The organism is Streptomyces sp. AM8-1-1 (assembly GCF_032229325.1).
Taxonomy (GTDB): Bacteria; Actinomycetota; Actinomycetes; order Streptomycetales; family Streptomycetaceae; genus Streptomyces; species Streptomyces achmelvichensis.
In genome coordinates this window covers 7261329-7278910 of sequence record NZ_CP135086.1, presented here as the reverse complement: position 1 = coordinate 7278910, position 17582 = coordinate 7261329, and the positions used below count along the sequence as shown (strand labels likewise).

General features: G+C 70.3%; 15 protein-coding genes. 6 read left to right on the top strand and 9 right to left on the bottom strand.

Annotation, left to right across the window (positions count from 1 at the left end):
• Positions 1-12 precede the first annotated feature (12 nt).
• Genes RPQ07_RS32550 through RPQ07_RS32535 form a run of 4 tightly spaced genes read right to left on the bottom strand, consistent with a single transcriptional unit; the run spans position 13 to position 4446 of the window.
• Positions 13-1269: a glycosyl hydrolase gene (locus tag RPQ07_RS32550; protein WP_313947810.1), complete on the bottom strand. Its 1257-nt coding sequence runs from the start codon at positions 1267-1269 to the stop codon at positions 13-15.
• Positions 1270-1321: 52 nt separating this feature from the next.
• Positions 1322-2182: a carbohydrate ABC transporter permease gene (locus tag RPQ07_RS32545; protein ID WP_313947809.1), complete on the bottom strand. Its 861-nt coding sequence runs from the start codon at positions 2180-2182 to the stop codon at positions 1322-1324.
• Positions 2179-3147, bottom strand: a complete 969-nt coding sequence (locus RPQ07_RS32540; RefSeq protein WP_313947808.1) for a sugar ABC transporter permease — start codon at positions 3145-3147, stop codon at positions 2179-2181. The genes RPQ07_RS32545 and RPQ07_RS32540 overlap by 4 nt, the downstream gene beginning before the upstream one ends.
• Before the next feature lie 12 nt (positions 3148-3159).
• Positions 3160-4446: a sugar ABC transporter substrate-binding protein gene (locus tag RPQ07_RS32535; protein ID WP_313947807.1), complete on the bottom strand. Its 1287-nt coding sequence runs from the start codon at positions 4444-4446 to the stop codon at positions 3160-3162.
• A 314-nt stretch (positions 4447-4760) separates the two neighbouring features.
• On the opposite strand from RPQ07_RS32535, the gene RPQ07_RS32530 reads away from it, so the two are divergent.
• Positions 4761-5771, top strand: a complete 1011-nt coding sequence (locus tag RPQ07_RS32530) for a LacI family DNA-binding transcriptional regulator (protein ID WP_313947806.1) — start codon at positions 4761-4763, stop codon at positions 5769-5771.
• A 37-nt stretch (positions 5772-5808) separates the two neighbouring features.
• On the opposite strand, the gene RPQ07_RS32525 is transcribed toward RPQ07_RS32530, so the two are convergent.
• Both RPQ07_RS32525 and RPQ07_RS32520 read right to left on the bottom strand, forming a co-directional pair.
• Positions 5809-8346, bottom strand: coding sequence for a SpoIIE family protein phosphatase (locus tag RPQ07_RS32525; RefSeq protein WP_313947805.1), 2538 nt, complete (start codon positions 8344-8346; stop codon positions 5809-5811).
• Between the two features lie 55 nt (positions 8347-8401).
• On the bottom strand, positions 8402-8869 hold the full coding sequence (locus RPQ07_RS32520; RefSeq protein WP_313947804.1) for a nuclear transport factor 2 family protein: 468 nt from the start codon (positions 8867-8869) through the stop codon (positions 8402-8404).
• 140 nt (positions 8870-9009) lie between these two features.
• Here RPQ07_RS32520 and RPQ07_RS32515 point away from each other — a divergent pair, with 140 nt between their 5' ends.
• The 3 genes from RPQ07_RS32515 (at position 9010) to RPQ07_RS32505 (ending at position 11455) form a co-directional block, all read left to right on the top strand.
• Complete coding sequence (locus RPQ07_RS32515; RefSeq protein WP_313947803.1) at positions 9010-9570, top strand: TetR/AcrR family transcriptional regulator; 561 nt, start codon at positions 9010-9012, stop codon at positions 9568-9570.
• Positions 9571-9662: 92 nt separating this feature from the next.
• Complete coding sequence (locus tag RPQ07_RS32510; protein ID WP_313947802.1) at positions 9663-10586, top strand: MurR/RpiR family transcriptional regulator; 924 nt, start codon at positions 9663-9665, stop codon at positions 10584-10586.
• Positions 10587-11062: 476 nt separating this feature from the next.
• Positions 11063-11455 carry a hypothetical protein gene (locus tag RPQ07_RS32505; RefSeq protein ID WP_313947801.1) on the top strand — a complete coding sequence of 131 codons (393 nt, stop codon included), beginning with the start codon at positions 11063-11065 and terminating at the stop codon, positions 11453-11455.
• A 43-nt stretch (positions 11456-11498) separates the two neighbouring features.
• Here RPQ07_RS32505 and RPQ07_RS32500 read toward each other — a convergent pair whose 3' ends face one another.
• Positions 11499-12236 carry a Clp protease N-terminal domain-containing protein gene (locus RPQ07_RS32500; protein ID WP_313947800.1) on the bottom strand — a complete coding sequence of 246 codons (738 nt, stop codon included), beginning with the start codon at positions 12234-12236 and terminating at the stop codon, positions 11499-11501.
• Positions 12237-12441: 205 nt separating this feature from the next.
• On the opposite strand from RPQ07_RS32500, the gene RPQ07_RS32495 reads away from it, so the two are divergent.
• Complete coding sequence (locus RPQ07_RS32495; RefSeq protein ID WP_313947799.1) at positions 12442-13773, top strand: S1 family peptidase; 1332 nt, start codon at positions 12442-12444, stop codon at positions 13771-13773.
• Between the two features lie 58 nt (positions 13774-13831).
• Here RPQ07_RS32495 and RPQ07_RS32490 read toward each other — a convergent pair whose 3' ends face one another.
• Together RPQ07_RS32490 and RPQ07_RS32485 are read right to left on the bottom strand one after the other, a co-directional pair.
• Positions 13832-14458, bottom strand: coding sequence for a hypothetical protein (locus RPQ07_RS32490; RefSeq protein ID WP_313947798.1), 627 nt, complete (start codon positions 14456-14458; stop codon positions 13832-13834).
• Between the two features lie 26 nt (positions 14459-14484).
• On the bottom strand, positions 14485-15582 hold the full coding sequence (locus RPQ07_RS32485) for a chemotaxis protein (RefSeq protein WP_313947797.1): 1098 nt from the start codon (positions 15580-15582) through the stop codon (positions 14485-14487).
• A gap of 249 nt (positions 15583-15831) precedes the next feature.
• On the opposite strand from RPQ07_RS32485, the gene RPQ07_RS32480 reads away from it, so the two are divergent.
• Entirely contained in the window at positions 15832-17259 is a 1428-nt protein-coding gene (locus RPQ07_RS32480) for an MFS transporter (protein WP_313947796.1), read from the top strand.
• Positions 17260-17582: the final 323 nt, after the last annotated feature.

Here is a 17582-nt window from a genome sequence, read left to right as displayed (position 1 = left end):
TGGCGGACCGGGTCATGAGCCGGCCTGTTCGGGGGTGACGACTTCGGTGATGCCGCGCGCGGCGAGATGGTCCCTGTCGTCGCTGCGGCTCGCGAGAACGGTGGTGGGGCGCGCACCCTGGGCGGTCAGCCGGGCGAAGGCCTCGAACACGGCGCCGCCGGGTGCGCAGACGGAGCGCCGGGGCCCGGTCTCGTCGTCACCCGCGTCGACGACGAGGGCGAGGGTCCGCGGCTCGGGCGGCTTCTTCCGGTCGCGCCGTTCCTCGACGATCCGCGCGATGGCCTGCCCGGCGGGCTTGACCTCCCGGTCGTTGGTCAACAAACCGAGGCTGTACTCGAGTTCGGGGAAGTCGGCGAGCGAACGCGACACGTCGTGGGAGCACCACCAGGTCACGCCCCAGACGTCCGGGCAGTCCAGCGCGTTCGCCACGGTGGCCTCCGTGAAGGCGGCGGCGTCGGCGGCGGGGACGAGGGGGGCGGGCGCGCCGACCTCCTGGAGCCAGACAGGGCGGTCCGGGGACGGTGCCCACGCCTTGGAGAGTTCGATCATGTAGGCGGCGTGGTGCTCGGTGGCGGTGCCGGTGGTGCCGTGGCGCTGTGCCGTGCCGTTGAAGACCCACGAGTGCACGGCGGTCATGGCGCCGAGGCGGGCGGAGTGTGCGGGGGTGAACGGGTGGTCGTCGCGGTACCAGGCCGCGTCGTACTCGGCGTGCAGATGGAGCCTGCCGGGTGCGCCCGCCTCGCACGCGTCCAGCAGCCGGGCGAGCCAACTGCCCGCCTCCGCCGGTGAGATGCGGTCGGGGTCGGGGTGCGGCCCGCCGGAGAACTGGTTGATCTCGTTGCCGATGGTCATGCCGATGAAGTTCGGCCGGTCGGCGAGCGCGGCCGCGAGGGTGCGCAGGTACTCCGCCTGCCCCGAGACGACGTCCGGATCGGTGAAGATGTTGCGCCGGTGCCAGGTCTGGGTCCAGGCGGGCAGGAAGTCGAAGCTCGACAGATGGCCCTGGAGTCCGTCCACGTTGACGTCGAGCCCGCGCTCGGCCGCCGCGTCGGCGAGCTGGACGAGCTGCTCGACGGCGCGCGGGCGGATCAGCGTGCGGTTGGGCTGGAACAGCGGCCAGAGCGGGAAGACGCGGATATGGTCCAGGCCGAGGCCGGCGATGGAGTCGAGATCGGCGCGCACGGCGTCGAGGTCGAAGTCCAGCCAGTGGTGGAACCAGCCCTGGCTGGGCGTGTAGTTGGCGCCGAAGCGCGGCACGGAAGAGCTCATACGGGAGGGGTGTCCTCGTTCTGTGGTGCGACGGCGATGGGGGGCCGGGCGGTCAGCCCTTGACGGCCCCCTCACCGACACCGCGGAAGAAGAAGCGCTGCAGACAGGCGAAAAGGATGATCAGGGGCAGCACGGCGATGATCGTTCCGGCGGCGACGAGGCGTTCGTCGTTGGCGAAGGTGCCGTGCAGATAGTTCAGGCCGATGGTGAGCGTGAAGTTCTGCGGATCGCTCAGGACGATGAGCGGCCACAGGAAGTCGTCCCAGGCGCCCATGAAGGAGAAGATCGCGACCACGGCGAGGGTGCCCTTGACCGAGGGCAGGGCGATACGCAGGAATCGCTGCCACACGTTCGCGCCGTCGACGTAGGCCGCCTCCTCCACCTCCTGCGGGAGGCCCAGGAAGGCGTTGCGCATCAGCAGGACGTTGAGCGCTCCGATGCAGCCCGGCAACAGGACGGCGACCAGGGTGTTGTTCAGCCCGAGGTCCCGCATGGTGGTGAACTGGGCGATGATGATGCCCTCGACGGGGACGAGCATCGCGAGGACGAAGGCGAGCGTCGCGGCCCGGCGTCCGCGGTAGCGCATCCGGGCGAGCGCGTAGCCCGCGAGTGCCGCGCCGACGCAGTTGGTGACTACGTTGGTCGCTGCGACCTTCAGGGAGTTGAGCGCGTAGTCCCACACCGGGATGGTGTTGGCGACGCGTGTGTAGTTGTCGAGGGTCGGGTCGCTGGGGAAGAACTTCGGCGGGGAACTGAAGATGTCCTCGTGCGGTCCCTTGAGCGAGGTGGACAACTGCCACAGGAAGGGCCCGACGGTCAGGGCCAGTACGGCGAGCAGCAGGAGGTAGCGCAGCACGAGCTGCCAGCCCGGGATCCGCCGGCCTTCGGCGTCCGTCACGCTGATCGCTTTCACGCGTCCTCCCGGCGGTCGGCGCGGAGCACGAGCAGCATCAGGGCGACGGTGACGACGAAGACGACCACCGAGATGGCGGAGGCGTAGCCGACGCGTCCGGACAGTCCGGTGCCGACGCGCTGGACGAGCATCACGAGTGTGGTGTCCTCGCCCGCGGGCCCTCCGCTGGGGCCGGCCATCAGATAGACCTCGGAGAAGACCTTGAAGGCGGCGACCGAGGAGAGGGCTCCGACGAGGACCATGGTGGAGCGGACGGCGGGGACGGTGACGGTGACGAAGCGCCGGACGGGGCCCGCCCCGTCGACCGCCGCGGCCTCGTGGAGTTCGCGGGGCACGTTCGCCAGCGCGGCCAGATAAATGATCATGTAGTAGCCGAGGCCCTTCCAGACCGTCACCGCCATGGCGCTGCCGAGCAGCAGCCACTGGTCGCTGAGGAAGCCGACCTTGCCGACGCCCACCGCCTCCAGGACGGCGTTGATCAGCCCGCGGTCGTCCAGCATCCACACCCAGATCAGACCGACGACCACGATGGAGGCGACCACCGGTGTGTAGAAGGCCGACCGGAAGAAGGTGATACCGGGGATGTGGCGCTGCACAAGCATCGCGAGCAGCAGCGGCAGGATCACCAGCGCGGGCACCACGCCGAGGACGTACAGGGTGCTGTTGCGCAGTCCGATCCAGAACATGTCGTCGTGGAGGAGTTCCTCGAAGTTGGCGAGGCCCACGAACTGTCCGGAGATCAGGGTGCGGCGGTCGGTGAAGGCGTTCACCAGCGTGCTGATGAAGGGATACAGACTGAAGGCCCCGACGATCAGCAGACCGGGTAGGGCGAACAGCCAGGGGCTGGTAGGTAGTTGGCGCCTGATCGGGCTGCCGGGACGGCCGCCGCCGGAGCGGGCCGCCCTCTTCGGCTCGACGCGCTCCGGCGGGCTCGCCGCGGCGGAGGAAACGGTGGAGGTGGTCATCGCGGTTCCGGCTCAGCTCTGCTGGAGCAGCCGGTCGCAGGCCTTGACAGCGTTGTCAAGCGCTTCCTCGGGGCTCTCCTTGCCCTGGAGCGCCCGCGCCACCGCGTTGCGCAGCTCGGTCTTCATCTGCTCGCTGAACAGCACCGGTGTGTAATTGACGGCCGTCTTCAGGGACTTGGCGGCCGCGACCCGGACGCGGGTCTCGTCGCTGCCGTCCTCCTTGGTGAAGTACGGGTCATCCAGGGAGCCCGCGGTGCTCGGGAAGATGGCGACCTTCTTGGCGAACTCCATCTGGCGGGTCGCGTCGGTCACGAAGTGCGCGAAGGCGACGGCGGCGGGCTTCTGCTGCGACCGGGAGTTCACCATCACGCCCATGACGTACATGTTGGCGTGGCCGGTGCTGCTGACCTGGTCGGTGATCCCGATGTTCTTGTACAGGCCGGGCGCCTGCTTCTTGAAGTTCCCGAGGTCCAGTGCGCTGCCCGGGTTCATGGCCACCGACTCGGTCAGGAACTTGTGGCCCGCGGACTCGGGCGTGGCCGTGAGTGCCTGCGGATCCAGCGCCTTGGCGTCGTACAACTCCTTGTACTTGGTGAGGAGTTCCACGCCCTTCGCGTCGTTGAAGGCGAAGCCGGTGCCCTCCTTGTTCATCAGCGGGACGTCGTAGCGGCCGAAGTCCTCGATGGTGGGCACATTGGCCAGGGTGGCGATCTTCCCCTTGCTCTTCTGGGCCAGCTGGAGCCCGGCGGCGAAGACCTGGTCGTACGTCTTCGGCGGCTGCGCGGCGTCGAGCCCCGCCTCGGTGAGGAGCCGCTTGTTGTAGAAGAGCGGGCCGGTGTTGAGGTACCAGGGGAAGGCGAAGGTGCCCTCCATGCCGGGTATCCGATGGCTCTGCCAGGCGCCTTCCAGATACTCCTTGCGGTACTGGGAGGCGGCCTTGTCCAGATCGAGGGCGAGCCCGGCCTTGGCGAGGGGGGCGACCAGGTCCGGCGAGACGTTGACGACGTCGGGCAGGGTGCCTCCGGCGGCATCCGCGCTGATCTTGTCGGCGTAGCCCTCGGCCGGCCGGTCGACCCACTTCACGTCGGTACCGGGGTGCTGCTTCTCGAAGTCGGCGATCAGGCCGTTGAAGTAGTCCTTGAAGTTGGCCTGGAGGTTCCAGGTCTGGAAGGTGATCCGGCCCTCGACCTTGCCGGAGGCGTCGGACGAACCGGTGTCCGATGCGCCGCCGCAGGCACTCAGCGGCAGGACGACGGCGATGACGGCGGCAGCGGCGAATGCCCTGCGGTTGATGCGCACGGTGAACGGCTCCTTTGCTCGGACCAGACGTGCGGACGCCGGAGCTGCGGCCACCGGCTGTTTCACTGCGACCAGACCCTGCAAGTGAACTGGCCTTGAAGTCAAGACATTCGCGCCAACTAATGCGTTCCGCTCTGCATTAGTCCAGGTCAGAGCCGTGCGAGCAAGCACTTGCGCGGATCAACTAAAGCGCTTTAGGGTATGCGTGCTCAAGCGCTTTAGTACGCAGTGTGAAAGGGGCCCCAGTGGCAGCGGAAACACCGCCGGGGGCGGCGGGTCCACCGTCCAGGCGGGCACCGGTACGCCGCCCCACGATGAAGGACATCGCCCGCCGTGCCGGTGTGTCGGAGAGCGCCGTGTCCTTCGCGCTGAACGACCGGCCGGGGGTCTCGGAGATCACCCGCGACCGGGTGCGCCGGGTCGCCGAGCAGCTGGGCTGGCGGCCGAGCACGGCCGCCCGTGCCCTGTCCGGCGAAGGTGCGGCGACGGTCGGGCTCGTCGTGGCACGGCCCGCGACGACGCTCGGCGTGGACTCCTTCTTCCTCCAGTTGATCTCCGGCATCCAGGAAGTGCTGGCGGAGCGTCACCTCGGTCTGCTGTTCCAGGTGGTGGAGGACGTGGCGGACGAGTGCGCCGTCTATCGCCGCTGGTGGGCCGAGCACCGCGTGGACGGTGTGCTGGTGGTGGATCCGCGGACGGACGACCCGCGCCCGGCGCTGCTGGACGAACTGGGACTGCCCGGGGTCGTCATCGGCGGGCTGCCCGACGGACACCCGAATCTCTCCCAGGTGCGGGCCGACGACACCGGCGCCATGGCGGTGATCGTCGGCCGGCTGCACGAGCTCGGCCACCGGCGGATCGTGCACATCGCGGGTCTGTCCTCGCTCGCCCACACCGACCGGCGCATCCGCTCGCTGCGTGTGGAGGCCGAGCGGCGCCATCTCGCCGAGGCCCGTTCGGTGACCACCGACTACTCCGACACCGAAGGTGCCGCGGTGACCCGGCGGGTGCTGACAGGCGAGGCGCCGCCCACCGCCCTCGTCTACGACAACGACGTAATGGCCGCCGCGGGCGCCGCCGTGACGATCGGTCTCGGACTCAACGTCCCCGGCGACGTCTCGATCGTCTCGTGGGAGGACTCCGTGCTGTGCCGGATGGCCCATCCCTGGCTGACCGCACTGTCCCGGGACACGGTCGCCTTCGGACGGCTCGCCGCCGAGGAGCTGACGGCCCTGCTGGACGGTGGCGCGGCACGGACGGTGCGGGTACCGCTCCCCCGGCTCCTCGAACGGGAGAGCACGGCGACCGCGCCGGGCGCGGGCTGAGACCTCTAGCGCGGAAGGTGACCCGGCCGGCGGGTCGCTACACCCAGCGGGTGGCGAGCAGCAGCGCGATGTCGTCGGGCCGGTCCGCCGCCTGACCGGCCTCCCGGATCAGCCGGTCCGCCGTCTCGGCCAGGGTCAGCGATCCGCATTCGGCGAACGTGGCGCACAGCCGGTCGATACCGACGTCGATGTCGCGCCCCGGCTCCTCGACCAGACCGTCGGTGAACAACGCCAGCACCGCGCCGGGTTCCAGACGCAGTTCGGTGACCGGATAGGTGGCAGCGGGGTCGACGCCGAGCACGACTCCGCCCGCCAGGTTGAGCACGTCGGTCCTGCCGTCGGGGTGCCGCAGCAGCGGCTGCGGATGACCGGCCCTTACGGCCCGCGTGATGCCGGTCGCCGGATCGACGACGATGTAGCAGCAACTGGCGAACTGGCCCGGGTCGAGGTCTATGAGCAGCCGGTTGGTACCGGTCACCACTTCCTGCGGATCGTGGCCCGCCAGCGCGAACGCCCGCAGCGCGGTGCGCAGTTGCCCCATCGTGGCCGCCGCGGACACCCCGTGCCCCTGGACGTCGCCGATGACCAGGGCGATCTTGTCACCTTGCTCGACGACGTCGTACCAGTCCCCGCCGACCTCCATGCCCTGGGTGCCGGGGAGATAGCGGCCCACGGTCGCGGCATTGCTCAGGACGGGCAGCCGGTGCGGCAGCAGAGCGTCCTGCAGTCCGCGGGCGAGCGCCGCCTCGCTGTCGTAGCGCTGGGCGCGCTCCAGCGCCTGCGCGATGAGTCCGGCGAGCGCGGTCAGGACCGTACGTTCCTCCGGGCTGAATCCGCGCGGCTGGTCGAAGCCGAGAATGCAGGAGCCCACCGGCCGGCCGGAGGCGATCAGCGGCAGGAAGGCCCGCGCGCCCACGTGGGCGTCGAGCGGAATGCCGGGATAGGCGGTCGCCAGATGCTCCATCGACTCGAAGAAGATCGGGCGGCCGGAGGTCAGGGTTTCGACTCCGGGCAGCCGCGCGTCGAGCGCCACGCCGTCGAAGCGGTCCAGGAACCCCTGCGGGAAGCCGGTCTCCCAGGCCAGGTAGAGGTGTCTTTCGTTGAGCAGATAGATCGCCAGCTGCCTGCCACCGAAGGCCGGGAGCAGTTCCTCGGTGACGACGGCGGATACCTGACGTGCCGTGACGGCCTCGGTCAGGGCGATGGCCAGCGCGACCGGACGGTAGAGCGCCGAGGCGCGGTCGGCCGGTGAGCCGAGGCCGGTGCCGGGGGTGATCACCGAACCCGGGGCGTACGACGGCTCGTCCGCGGGCATGAGGCTCGCGGTCAGACCGTCATGGCCGGGGAAGAGGGAGACGGACAGCCACTCGTCCTCGGTCCGCCGGGCCATGAAGTGCACGGCGGTGTGGGACATCATCGCGGCCCGGTAGTGGTCCTCGTAGGCGGGGTTGCCGAGCCAGGGCACCACATCCCACAGGATGCGCCCGGTCAGTTCGGGCGCGCCGCGCTCGAACATCCTCTCGGCGCGCTGGTTGAGGTAGGTGATCCGGCCGAGCCGGTCGAGCGAGAAGATCCCGCGGGGCAGCCGCTCCGTCGCCTCGGAGATGATCGGCCCGGTGCCGAGGTCCACCAGGAATCCGGTCAGACGGTCCCCCTGTCCGGCTTCCGGCGGGTCGGCGCGGCGGCCCGTGAGCTCGAGCAGGTGCGGCCGGCCGTCGGGTCCGCGCAGCCGCATTCGCCGGGCCACCGGCCGGCTGGAGTCGAGCGCCTGCCGCGCGACGGCCCACAGGCCGAACATGTCCTCCGGCGACAGCCGTTCGGTCAGCGCCTCGATCGTGCCCGGGAACCCCTTCGGATCAGCGCCGAGGATCGTGCACATGTCCTCGTCCGCCGTGACGGTGCCGCTGCTCAGCTCCCACTCGAAGTGGCCGATGCGTACGGGGGGTGTGGTGAGGGCAGGCAGCTGGACGGGGACGGGCTCGCCCTCCCAGGCGACGGGCGAGCCCCGGGCGCTCAGTGCGGCGAGCGCGGCTCCGAGCCGCCGGGCGGCGTTGTGGATCCGGTGGCGGTCGCTGTTGTCGACGGGCTGCCCGACGGTGGCCCGCCGCAGGACCACCAGAACGCCGAATCTTTCGCTGTCGGCGACGACGGGAACGTAGAGCGATCCGAAGGGGAAGGGCAGGCCCGCCATGAGCTGCGGGAAGCGGCGCATCGCTTCCTCGGCGTCCGCCAAGTGGACGGCACGTCCCGATCTGTAGGCCTCGGCGACGGGGAACGGCCTGTTCACATGCATGCGCCACCAGGGCCGGAACAGGCGCTGCGGCAGCCCGGCGAGCACGGCCAGCCTCAGGAGTCCCTCGGATTCGGACCGCAGATAGACGCCACCGGCGAACCCCCCGACCGCTTCGATGGCGCTCACGGAGGCTTGAGCGAGTACGAGCTCCAGTTCGTCGGGAACTCGGCCGTCGCTCTTCCCTGTCCCGGCCGTGACCCCGCGCCGATCCTGCGGAGTGTGCCCGGCCGCGGCGTACCAGGTCACACAGTAAGAATGCCCTCCCCCAGCCGTATCGCGCATCTCTGTCGACACAGATCGTGCGCCCCGGCGACTGCCGGGCGTCCCGGCGCGCGTCTCAGAATCCGAGCTCCGAGAGTCCGGGATGGTCGTCGGGGCGGCGGCCGAGCGGCCAGTGGTAGGCGCGGTCGGACTCCTGGATCGGTGCGTCGTTGATGCTCGCGTGCCGCACCCGCATCAGACCGCTCTCGTCGAACTCCCAGTTCTCGTTGCCGTACGAGCGGTACCACTGGCCGGAGTCGTCGTGCCATTCGTAGGCGAAGCGCACGGCGATACGGTCACCGCCGTACGCCCACAGCTCCTTGATCAGGCGATAGTCCAGCTCCCTGGCCCACTTGCGGGTCAGGAAGGCGACGATCCGGTCGCGTCCGGCGAACCGTTCGGCGCGGTTGCGCCAGCGGGAGTCCTCCGTATAGGCGAGGGCGACCTTTTCGGGGGTGCGGCTGTTCCAGCCGTCCTCGGCGAGGCGGACCTTGTCGACGGCGCTCTCGCGGGTGAAGGGCGGGACGGGAGGACGGAACGACATGACGTCTCCTTCGGTGCCGGAGGTGACTCCCCTTGCGGGCTCCACCAGCGGAGAACGAGCGTTCTCCGCATGGCGATGTAGGTTAGGAGAACGATGATTCTCGCGCAACTGGAGCACCGGTGGACCTGACGGAAGCGCGTATGAAACTGCTCGACGCGGCCGAGGAGCTGTTCTACGAACGAGGCGTCCAGGCCGTCGGCATGGACGAGATCCGTTCCGCGTCCGGCGTCTCCCTCAAGCGCCTCTACCAGGTCTTCCCCTCCAAGGCGGAGCTGCTGCGGGCCTACCTCGAACGGCGCGACATCCGCTGGCGCACGCAGGTCATGGAGTACGCCGACAGCCGGGCGGACGGGGAGGAACGCATCCTCGCCGTCTACGACTGGCTCCGGGACTGGTTCGCGCAGCCGGACTTCCGGGGCTGCGCCTTCATCAACTCCTACGGCGAGCTCGGCGCCGTCGACCCGGCAGTCGCCGAGGCGGCCCGCCACCACAAGAGCGCCTTCGGGGCCTACGTGGCGAGCCTGGTGAAGGACGCGGGCCGCCCCGCGGAACTCGCCGGCCCGCTCGTCCTGCTCGCCGAGGGCGCGATGGCCACGGCGGCCATCACCCGCTCCGCCGACGCGGCCGGGCAGGCACGGCAGGGCGCCTCGATGCTGCTGCGGGCAACGGAGCCGGCGTCCACGCGAGCATCCGGAATATGAGACGACGGGTCCCACACCTGCCGGAAGTCTCCCTGCCGACCCGGGCGACTGAGCTATCTTGAGCGAAAGTGGGACGAGAAGGAGTGACACCGGTGCCATCAGGGCAGCAGGCACGCGCACAGGCGTCTGCGATCACGCCGGGGAGACTTTCTCCCGACGCGGAGCCGGCCCCAACAGACAGGGTTCTCGCCCTTTTCGGCGGCCATCGGCTCTCGCCGGGACAGCGGCGGATCGCGCAGTACATCACCGACCACCTCACCGAGGCGGCGTTCCTGTCGATCACGGATCTCGCGGAGCGGGTGGGGGTCAGCCAGCCCTCGGTGACCCGGTTCGCCTCGTCGGTCGGCTTCAGCGGCTATCCCGCGCTCCGCGAGGCGCTTCAGCCCATCGCGCTCAGCGCCGTCGCGGGCTCGCCCGACTCGCGCGAACAGATCCGCCGCAACGAACTGCAGGCCGCCGTGGACGCCGAGATCGAGAACCTCGAGAATCTGCGCCGGGTGCTGGCCGACACCGACCAGGTGCTGGACGTCGGCCGTGAACTCGCCCGGTCGGTTCCGCTCACCGTTCTCGGACTGCGGATCTCCGTCTCGCTCGCGGAGTACTTCGCCTATGCCGCGCGCCGGATCCATCCCGATGTGCGCACGGTGACCCGCGGCGGCAGCGTCGCGTACGACGCACTCCTTCAGTCACGGGCCGCCGGCGGCACCTGGGTGCTGGCGTTCGCGATGCCACGGCATGCGAACGAGACCCTCGCGGCGATGCGCGCGGCCCGCAGCACGGGGCTGCGCGTCGCGCTGATCACCGACCTGTCACTCGGCCCCATCGTGGACGAGGCCGATGTGGCCCTGACCGCCGCCACCGGGTCACGGCTCGTCTTCGACTCCTACGCGGCGCCGGGCGTCCTGTCCGCCGCGCTGCTCCAGGCGATGGCCGACGCCGATCCGCAGCGCACGCAGAGCCGGCTCGAAAGCTACGAGCAGGCCGCCGAACAGCACGATTTCTTCCTCGAGGACTGATCCGCGGGCGCATCACCGGTGGAATCGATCGGGACGTTTCATGCCTCATCGTGCATGAAATTTTTCATACCCTTGCGTACTCAACGGTATATATATTTACTGCCCTGGTGGCCCCGGTTCCTCCGGATCCCAGGCCGGCCCGCACCGTCGCCCAGGAAAGTCGGCACCGCCCCATGCACACCTCGCCACGCCCCGCCGCACACGGCGCACTCCGCAGAGATCCGCCGGGGCCGAAACGGCTCACGGGTGTCATCGGTGCGGGCGACCACGGCGATCCGGTACGAGCCCCCTAGCACGGACACCGAGGTATGACGCTCTCCTCCTCGCGTCCCGCCCCTCGGTGTTCCGTCCGGGCACCCTCCGCCCCCTGCGGATGTGCCCACCCGGCGGCCCCGGTCAACCCCTGGGCCGGGGCCGCCAGAGACTCCCCAGGCCAGCGACCCTGTGCCGATCCGCCCCATCCGGAAGCGACGACGATGTCCCAGACCTTCACCCCGATCGACTCGGACTGGCCGGTACAGGTCAAGACCCCCGGCAGCCACGACTGGGAGCGCACGGCGGCGCGCTGGTTGCGCGATCTCCTGCCGGCCCGCTACGCCGGCTACTCGACGCTGACCCGTCATCACATCCTGCTGGCCCGCCATGCGCAGTTGCAGCTCCAGCACGAAATGCGGACCGTACGCGTCGCCCTGCAGACCTGCCGGGCCGAACTCCCCACGCTGGGCGTCTCCGACCAGATCATCGAGAGCACGATCCGGCTCTACGCCGTCGAGTTGGAGCAGCTGAACCGGCTGGCGCGGGGCGTGCGGCTCATCACGGAGGCGCTTCTCGCGGGCAGTCACGCCCAGCGCAGGCGCTCCGCCGTGTAGGACGTCGTGGTGCGCGCCATGCGCCGGCTCTCAGGCGCGCGTCTCAATCCTGCCGGCGGGCGACGATGATCGCCGCCACGGCGTCGGCGATATGGCCCTCTGCCGCGGCCTTGTCGACGCCGGCCGTGGTGAGCACGCCCGCGCCGTCCTCGAACTCCAGCAGGGCAAGCACCATGTGCTCGGTGCCGATGTAGTTGTGGCCCAGGCGCAGCGCCTCACGGAAGGTCAGTTCCAGGACCTTGCGCGACGACGCGTCGTACGGGACCAGGTCGGGCACCTCGTCGGCCGCGGGCGGCAATGCCGCGGTCGCGGCCCGGCGGACGGTGTCCAGCGGCACACCCTGCGCGACGATCGCACGGGCGGCGAGCGCGTCCGGCTCGGCGAGCAGCCCGAGAACGAGATGCGCCGGCCCGATCGTGGTGTTCCGTGCGGTGTGGGCCTCGTTGTGCGCCGCCATCAGGCAGTTCCTGGCCCGCTCGGTGAACCTGCTGAAACCCTGGCTGGGGTCGAGATCCGACTCGGCGCTGCCCTTGGGGACGAATCGCTTCTGAGCCGCCTGGCGGGTGACGCCCATGCTCTTGCCGATCTCCGTCCACGAGGCACCGGAACGCCGGGCCTGGTCCACGAAGTGACCGATCAGATGGTCGGCCACGTCCCCGAGGTGATCGGCGGCGATGACCGCGTCCGACAGCTGGTCGAGTTCGTTGGAATGGACCTTCTTGATGGCCTCGATGAGGTCGTCGAGCCGTACGGGATGGGTCATGCGGCCGGGATTCTCCATGCGTCAACCGTAGGTTGACACCTCGAGGGTGTCAACCTTGGGTTGTCAATGCCTCCTGCCGGCCCGGCCTCCGTCGGACTCGGTCCACGCCGCCCGGCGGCGCGGTGAACCGTGGGCCGCCCTCCCACGTATGGAAGGAGGGCTCCTGGTGTCCGGGTGCCCTCGGCGTTCGGAGCGGCGTCGCGCAACGACCAAGGGGCCAGGGATGACGCACGCACGACGCAGACTGCAGCGGATCGCACGGCTTGCCGCCGTGGGAGGACTGCTCTGCGGAGGGCTGATGGTCACGGACGCCGTGGCAGGTGAGACCCCCGGAGCGGGCGGGACACCGGCCAATGACGTGGGCACCCGGCTCGTGTCGGAGCTCGGCACGTCGCGCACCGCGGGCACCTGGATGGGCGACGACGGGCGCGAGGTCGTGGCGGTGACCGACGAGCAGGCGGCCGAGGAGGTCGAGCGTGCGGGCGCGCGCGCCAAGGTCGTGCGGTACAGCATGAGCCAACTGCGGTCGGCGACTGATGCGTTGGGCCAGGCTCCGCGGGTGCCGGGCACCGCGTGGTCACTGGACTATGCGACCAACACGGTGTCGGTGCAGGCCGACAGCACGGTGTCGGCGGCCGACTGGGACCGGCTGTCCGCCGTCGCCGAGAAGATCGGCGCGTCCGTACGGATGGAACGCACGGCCGGGTCGTTCACCACCAGGATCAACGGCGCCGAGCCGATTCTCGCCGGCGAGGGCCGCTGTTCCGCCGGTTTCAACGTCACCGACGGCCGGGCCAACTTCGTCCTCACGGCGGGCCATTGCGGACCCGCGGGCACCACCTGGTTCCAGGACAACAGCGGCAGCAAGCCGGTGGGCAACATGACAGTGAGCAGGTTCCCCGGCAACGACTTCGCGCTCGTGCAGTACCAGAACGGCGAGATCCCCGGTGGGCCCAATGTGGTGAACATCGGGGGAGGCCAGGCCGTCCAGATCAACGGGGCCGCCGAACCCTTCGTCGGCCAGCAGGTGTTCCGCAGCGGCAGTACGACCGGGCTGCGCACCGGACAGGTCACCGGACTGAACGCGACCGTGAACTACCCCGAGGGCACGGTCGTCGGCCTCATCAAGACGACGGTGTGCGCCGAACCCGGTGACAGCGGGGGCCCGTTGTTCGCGGAGGGTCTGGCGCTCGGCGTGACGTCGGGCGGCAACGGCGACTGCACCAGGGGCGGCGTCACCTACTTCCAGCCGGCGACCAAGGCGATGGCGGCCCTCGGCGTACGTCTCACCGGTGGCGGCGCCGCCGCGAACGGCGCGGCCCAGGCACCGCTCAACCCCGACCTCCCGCCGCCGAACACCGCGGGCGGCAACGCCCCCCTCAACCCGGGCGGGGGCGAGGGACGGACGGTCACCAACATCCTCGGTCCCGAGGCTGTCGCTCCGGGGCTGATCGTCATCACGGTGAGTCTGCTCGGGCTGATCGCCACCCGGTCGATCTGGTCGGCGCAGGACCGCCGGGACTTCCGCAGCCACTACACGCAGAGCTGGGGCTGACGCCGCTCCCGGCAGCTACGGGCTGTCGGGGTTGTCGGCGCCGGCACCGCAAGGGCGTTCAGTACCGCTGGGCCTTGGCCACCGTGGGCGTGAGGTTCAGATCGGCGGGCTTCCTGCTGATGGCCAGCGGCTGGGCGCTTTTGCCCGGCGCGAGGTCCTGAGCGCCGACCACGCGGCTCTCCACGACCTTGCCGGAGGAGTCCCTGAAGTCGACCTGCACGGCGTACGAAGCCTCTTCGTCCGTGCTGTTGGTGATGTTCACGATGACGGCCCGCAGACCACCGGTCTCGGCCACGGGCTTGCCCCGGAGCGTGACGTCGGCCCGGGCGTTGCCGCCCCCCTTCACGTCCTTCAGCTCCTCGGCGGCTTCCTGGTTCGCCCGCCCCACCTCGGCCGAGATCGACGACTCGAGGGCGGAGGCCGCGGCGGACGCCGACGACGCGGCGGCCGAGGCGGCCGCACGGGCCGAGGCCGCGTCGGAGGCCAGGGCGGACGGCACGTCACCGGAGAAGGAGGCGGTCTCCGGGGGTGTGGGGCGGGGACTGGGATACGAACTGCTCGTGGAGCCGTTGTAGTCGCCGCCGCACGAGACGAGCCCGGTAACGCCCACCGCCACCATGACCACGGTCGCCGCCGCGGCAACGGGCCGCCGCATACTCGACCGGCGTGGGGATGCTGCGCTCATCGGAGATCCTTTCCTGCTCACCGCGCTCAGTAGCGCAGGGAACTCGCGATTCCGCCGACGTCGGCCAGCGTGCCGTCGGGGACGAACCGCACCTCGGCGCCGGTGTCCAGCGACCGTTCGACGATGTCGTCGACGATGTCGTCGAGGGCGTCCAGATCGCCCGGTTCCGCGGGATTGAGGTGCTCTCCCGTGTCCCGCACGGTCTCCCGGTAGTTCTCCTCGACCGCGAGAAGTGCCACTCGGCCCGTCGCGACGTTCTGCCGGATCTCGTCCACGCCGGCGGCGAACGCCCGGCGCCCGCGGGCCCGGTCCAGCTCCGCCAGCACATCGGCGACGTCCTGCTCGGCGCCGGCCTCGGCGAACGGCCGCACGGCCTGCCACACCGCGTCGGCGGGTCCCCTGGCGAGGCCTCCGTGCGGAATGCGGGCCGCGGCCTTCGCGGCCACGCTGCCGACGTCGCCGAGAAGGGCGAGCGCCGCCGCTTCCCCGGCCACGTACAGCGGCCGGGGGTGGGACGCCAGGACGGCGTTCATCGCGGAGTCCGCGTCGCGCAGGAACTGACGGGTGAGTTCGTCGCTGAAGGTGCTGGGCAGATCGCCGATCCGCTCCTTGCGCTCTGCGTCAGGGTCCTCGAGGCTGCGAGTCAGCGGGAACGACCCGGCCTCCTCCTCGGTGACGCGGTCCGTCGTGCCGCTCCACAGACTGGCGCGGTCGGCAGAGACGGCCAGCACCCAGAACGGCCGCTCGGCAGCATGCGCCGAGACGAGATTGCGGGTCAGGAAGGTGTCCGAGAGCACCACCCGTTCGGGAACGGTCCGGCCGAGCGACCAGACCTGGTGCTCCCCCGGCGCGGCGAAGACCACGAGCCCGTCCTCGGCATGTGCCAGGTCGACTTCGGCCAGTGCGCGGTCCAGCTGTTCGGTGACCTCGCTACGGGTCTCCCGGGTGACAGCGGGATCGGCCTGGAGCTGTTCCTTCGCCGCGGCCATGAGATTGCGCAGCCGGACGGGATCCTGCGCGTTGTCCGGTTCGCGACGGTGCGTGGGCATCAGGACCGTAACTGCCGGATAGGGACGCTGCTGACGCAGCTGGGCCAGGGCAGCAGAGCTGAGTGCGGGGCGCATGTGAACCCTTTCCAGGCTTGTCGCCACATCAACAGATGAACCATATGTCCGTTTGCAGCGACCGGCAGAAGATGGACCGCGACCCTGCGGAAACGCGGGCTTCGGCGACGGTCGAGCGCTGGCGCATGGGGGGTCCACTCACCACCGGCGACTGAAGTATGGTGTCCCACCACATGTGCCGGTGACCTGCGTGTTTCTACGGTGTGGCGACATCGCAACGTCCCCGTCCCCCGCCCGGAAGTGGTGACCATGGCTGCCTCGGCAACCGCTCCCCCAGCTCCAGCCCGTCTGCGCCGCATCGTCGCCGCGAGCCTCATCGGCACCACCATCGAGTGGTACGACTTCTTCCTCTACGGATCCGCCGCCGCGCTCGTCTTCAACAAGCTGTTCTTCCCGGGCTCCGACCCGCTCGTCGGCACCCTGCTCTCCTTCCTCACCTACGCCGTCGGCTTCGCTGCCCGTCCTCTCGGGGCGCTGGTCTTCGGCCACTACGGTGACCGGCTCGGCCGCAAGAAGCTGCTGGTGCTGAGCCTGCTGCTGATGGGTGGTGCGACCTTCGCGATCGGACTGCTGCCGACGCACGCCACCATCGGCACGGCGGCGCCCGTACTGCTCACCGTGCTGAGGCTCGTGCAGGGCTTCGCGCTCGGCGGTGAGTGGGGCGGGGCCGTGCTGCTGGTCTCCGAACACGGCGACGCCCGACGCCGCGGTTTCTGGGCGTCCTGGCCGCAAACGGGCGCGCCCGCGGGCCAGTTGCTGGCCACCGGTGTGCTGTCCGCGCTCACGGCGCTGCTGTCGGACGCGGCGTTCACGTCGTGGGGCTGGCGCATTCCCTTCCTGCTCTCCGGGGTCCTGGTGATCGTCGGCTTGTGGATTCGTCTCTCTGTCGATGAATCCCCGGTGTTCAAGGCCGCGTTGGCCCATGCCGAGCAGCGCAAGGCGAGTGCCGCGGGAGCCGAGAAGATGCCGCTCGTCGCCGTGCTGCGGCACCACTGGCGGGACGTGCTGGTGGCGATGGGCGCGCGCATGGCCGAGAACATCAGCTACTACGTGATCACCGCCTTCATCCTGGTGTATGCCACGACAGCGGTGGACCTGAGCAAACAGACCGCGCTCAACGCCGTACTCATCGCCTCCGCCGTGCACTTCGCGGTGATCCCCCTGTGGGGCGCGCTGTCGGACCGCATCGGGCGCAGGCCCGTCTATCTGATCGGCGCGATCGGGGTCGGGGCGTGGATGTTCCCGTTCTTCGCGCTCATCGACACGGCGAGCTTCGGGGCCCTGCTGCTCGCCGTCACCGTGGGGCTGGTGTTCCACGGCGCGATGTACGCACCCCAGGCGGCCTTCTTCTCCGAGATGTTCGCGACACGTATGCGCTACTCCGGGGCCTCGATCGGCGCGCAGTTCTCCTCGGTGGCCGCCGGTGCGCCCGCCCCGCTCATCGCGACCGCGCTGCTCGCCGACTTCGACTCGTCGACACCGATCGCCCTGTATGTGATCGCCGCCGCGCTGATCACTGTCGTGGCCATCGCCTGCGCCCAGGAGACCCGGCACCGGGACCTGGCGGACGTCGACGCGGCGCGGCCCGGGGGCAGCGGCACCGGCATCAAGGAGTCGGGCGGGGCGGTCGAGGCTCCCGCCGATGGCACCCCGGCGGACGCGCGGACCACTGCCTGACACGCATCCGCAGGCCGGCAACTCCGGCCCTGCGCCGCCGCGCGGGCTCCCTCCCCGGAGCCCGCGCGGCGGCACGTTCGGCGGGCAGCGGTGGTGCGGTACGGGTGGTGGCGCTTTCGCCGGGCGACAGTGCCGGAGTACGGGTGGTCGCGTGTTCACCCGGCAGCGGTGCCGGAGCACGAGGACGCACCCGGCGGACAGCAGGCAACCGCGCCGGCTCCCGTCCCGCGGGCGCCCCTGGCAGGCAGCGACCTCTGAGCCCACGCCGTAGGCGCATGCAGCGCAAGCAACGGCCTCCGGATCACGCGCCGGACGCACCCAGC

Bases quoted from the DNA above. Each gene is read 5' to 3' on its own strand.
- RPQ07_RS32550 (WP_313947810.1), bottom strand. From the start codon at position 1,269: ATGAGCTCTTCCGTGCCGCGCTTCGGCGCCAACTACACGCCCAGCCAG.
- RPQ07_RS32540 (WP_313947808.1), bottom strand. From the start codon at position 3,147: ATGACCACCTCCACCGTTTCCTCCGCCGCGGCGAGCCCGCCGGAGCGC.
- RPQ07_RS32530 (WP_313947806.1), top strand. From the start codon at position 4,761: ATGAAGGACATCGCCCGCCGTGCCGGTGTGTCGGAGAGCGCCGTGTCC.
- RPQ07_RS32525 (WP_313947805.1), bottom strand. From the start codon at position 8,346: ATGCGCGATACGGCTGGGGGAGGGCATTCTTACTGTGTGACCTGGTAC.
- RPQ07_RS32520 (WP_313947804.1), bottom strand. From the start codon at position 8,869: ATGTCGTTCCGTCCTCCCGTCCCGCCCTTCACCCGCGAGAGCGCCGTC.
- RPQ07_RS32515 (WP_313947803.1), top strand. From the start codon at position 9,010: ATGAAACTGCTCGACGCGGCCGAGGAGCTGTTCTACGAACGAGGCGTC.
- RPQ07_RS32505 (WP_313947801.1), top strand. From the start codon at position 11,063: ATGTCCCAGACCTTCACCCCGATCGACTCGGACTGGCCGGTACAGGTC.
- RPQ07_RS32500 (WP_313947800.1), bottom strand. From the start codon at position 12,236: ATGGAGAATCCCGGCCGCATGACCCATCCCGTACGGCTCGACGACCTC.
- RPQ07_RS32495 (WP_313947799.1), top strand. From the start codon at position 12,442: ATGACGCACGCACGACGCAGACTGCAGCGGATCGCACGGCTTGCCGCC.
- RPQ07_RS32490 (WP_313947798.1), bottom strand. From the start codon at position 14,458: ATGAGCGCAGCATCCCCACGCCGGTCGAGTATGCGGCGGCCCGTTGCC.
- RPQ07_RS32485 (WP_313947797.1), bottom strand. From the start codon at position 15,582: ATGCGCCCCGCACTCAGCTCTGCTGCCCTGGCCCAGCTGCGTCAGCAG.
- RPQ07_RS32480 (WP_313947796.1), top strand. From the start codon at position 15,832: ATGGCTGCCTCGGCAACCGCTCCCCCAGCTCCAGCCCGTCTGCGCCGC.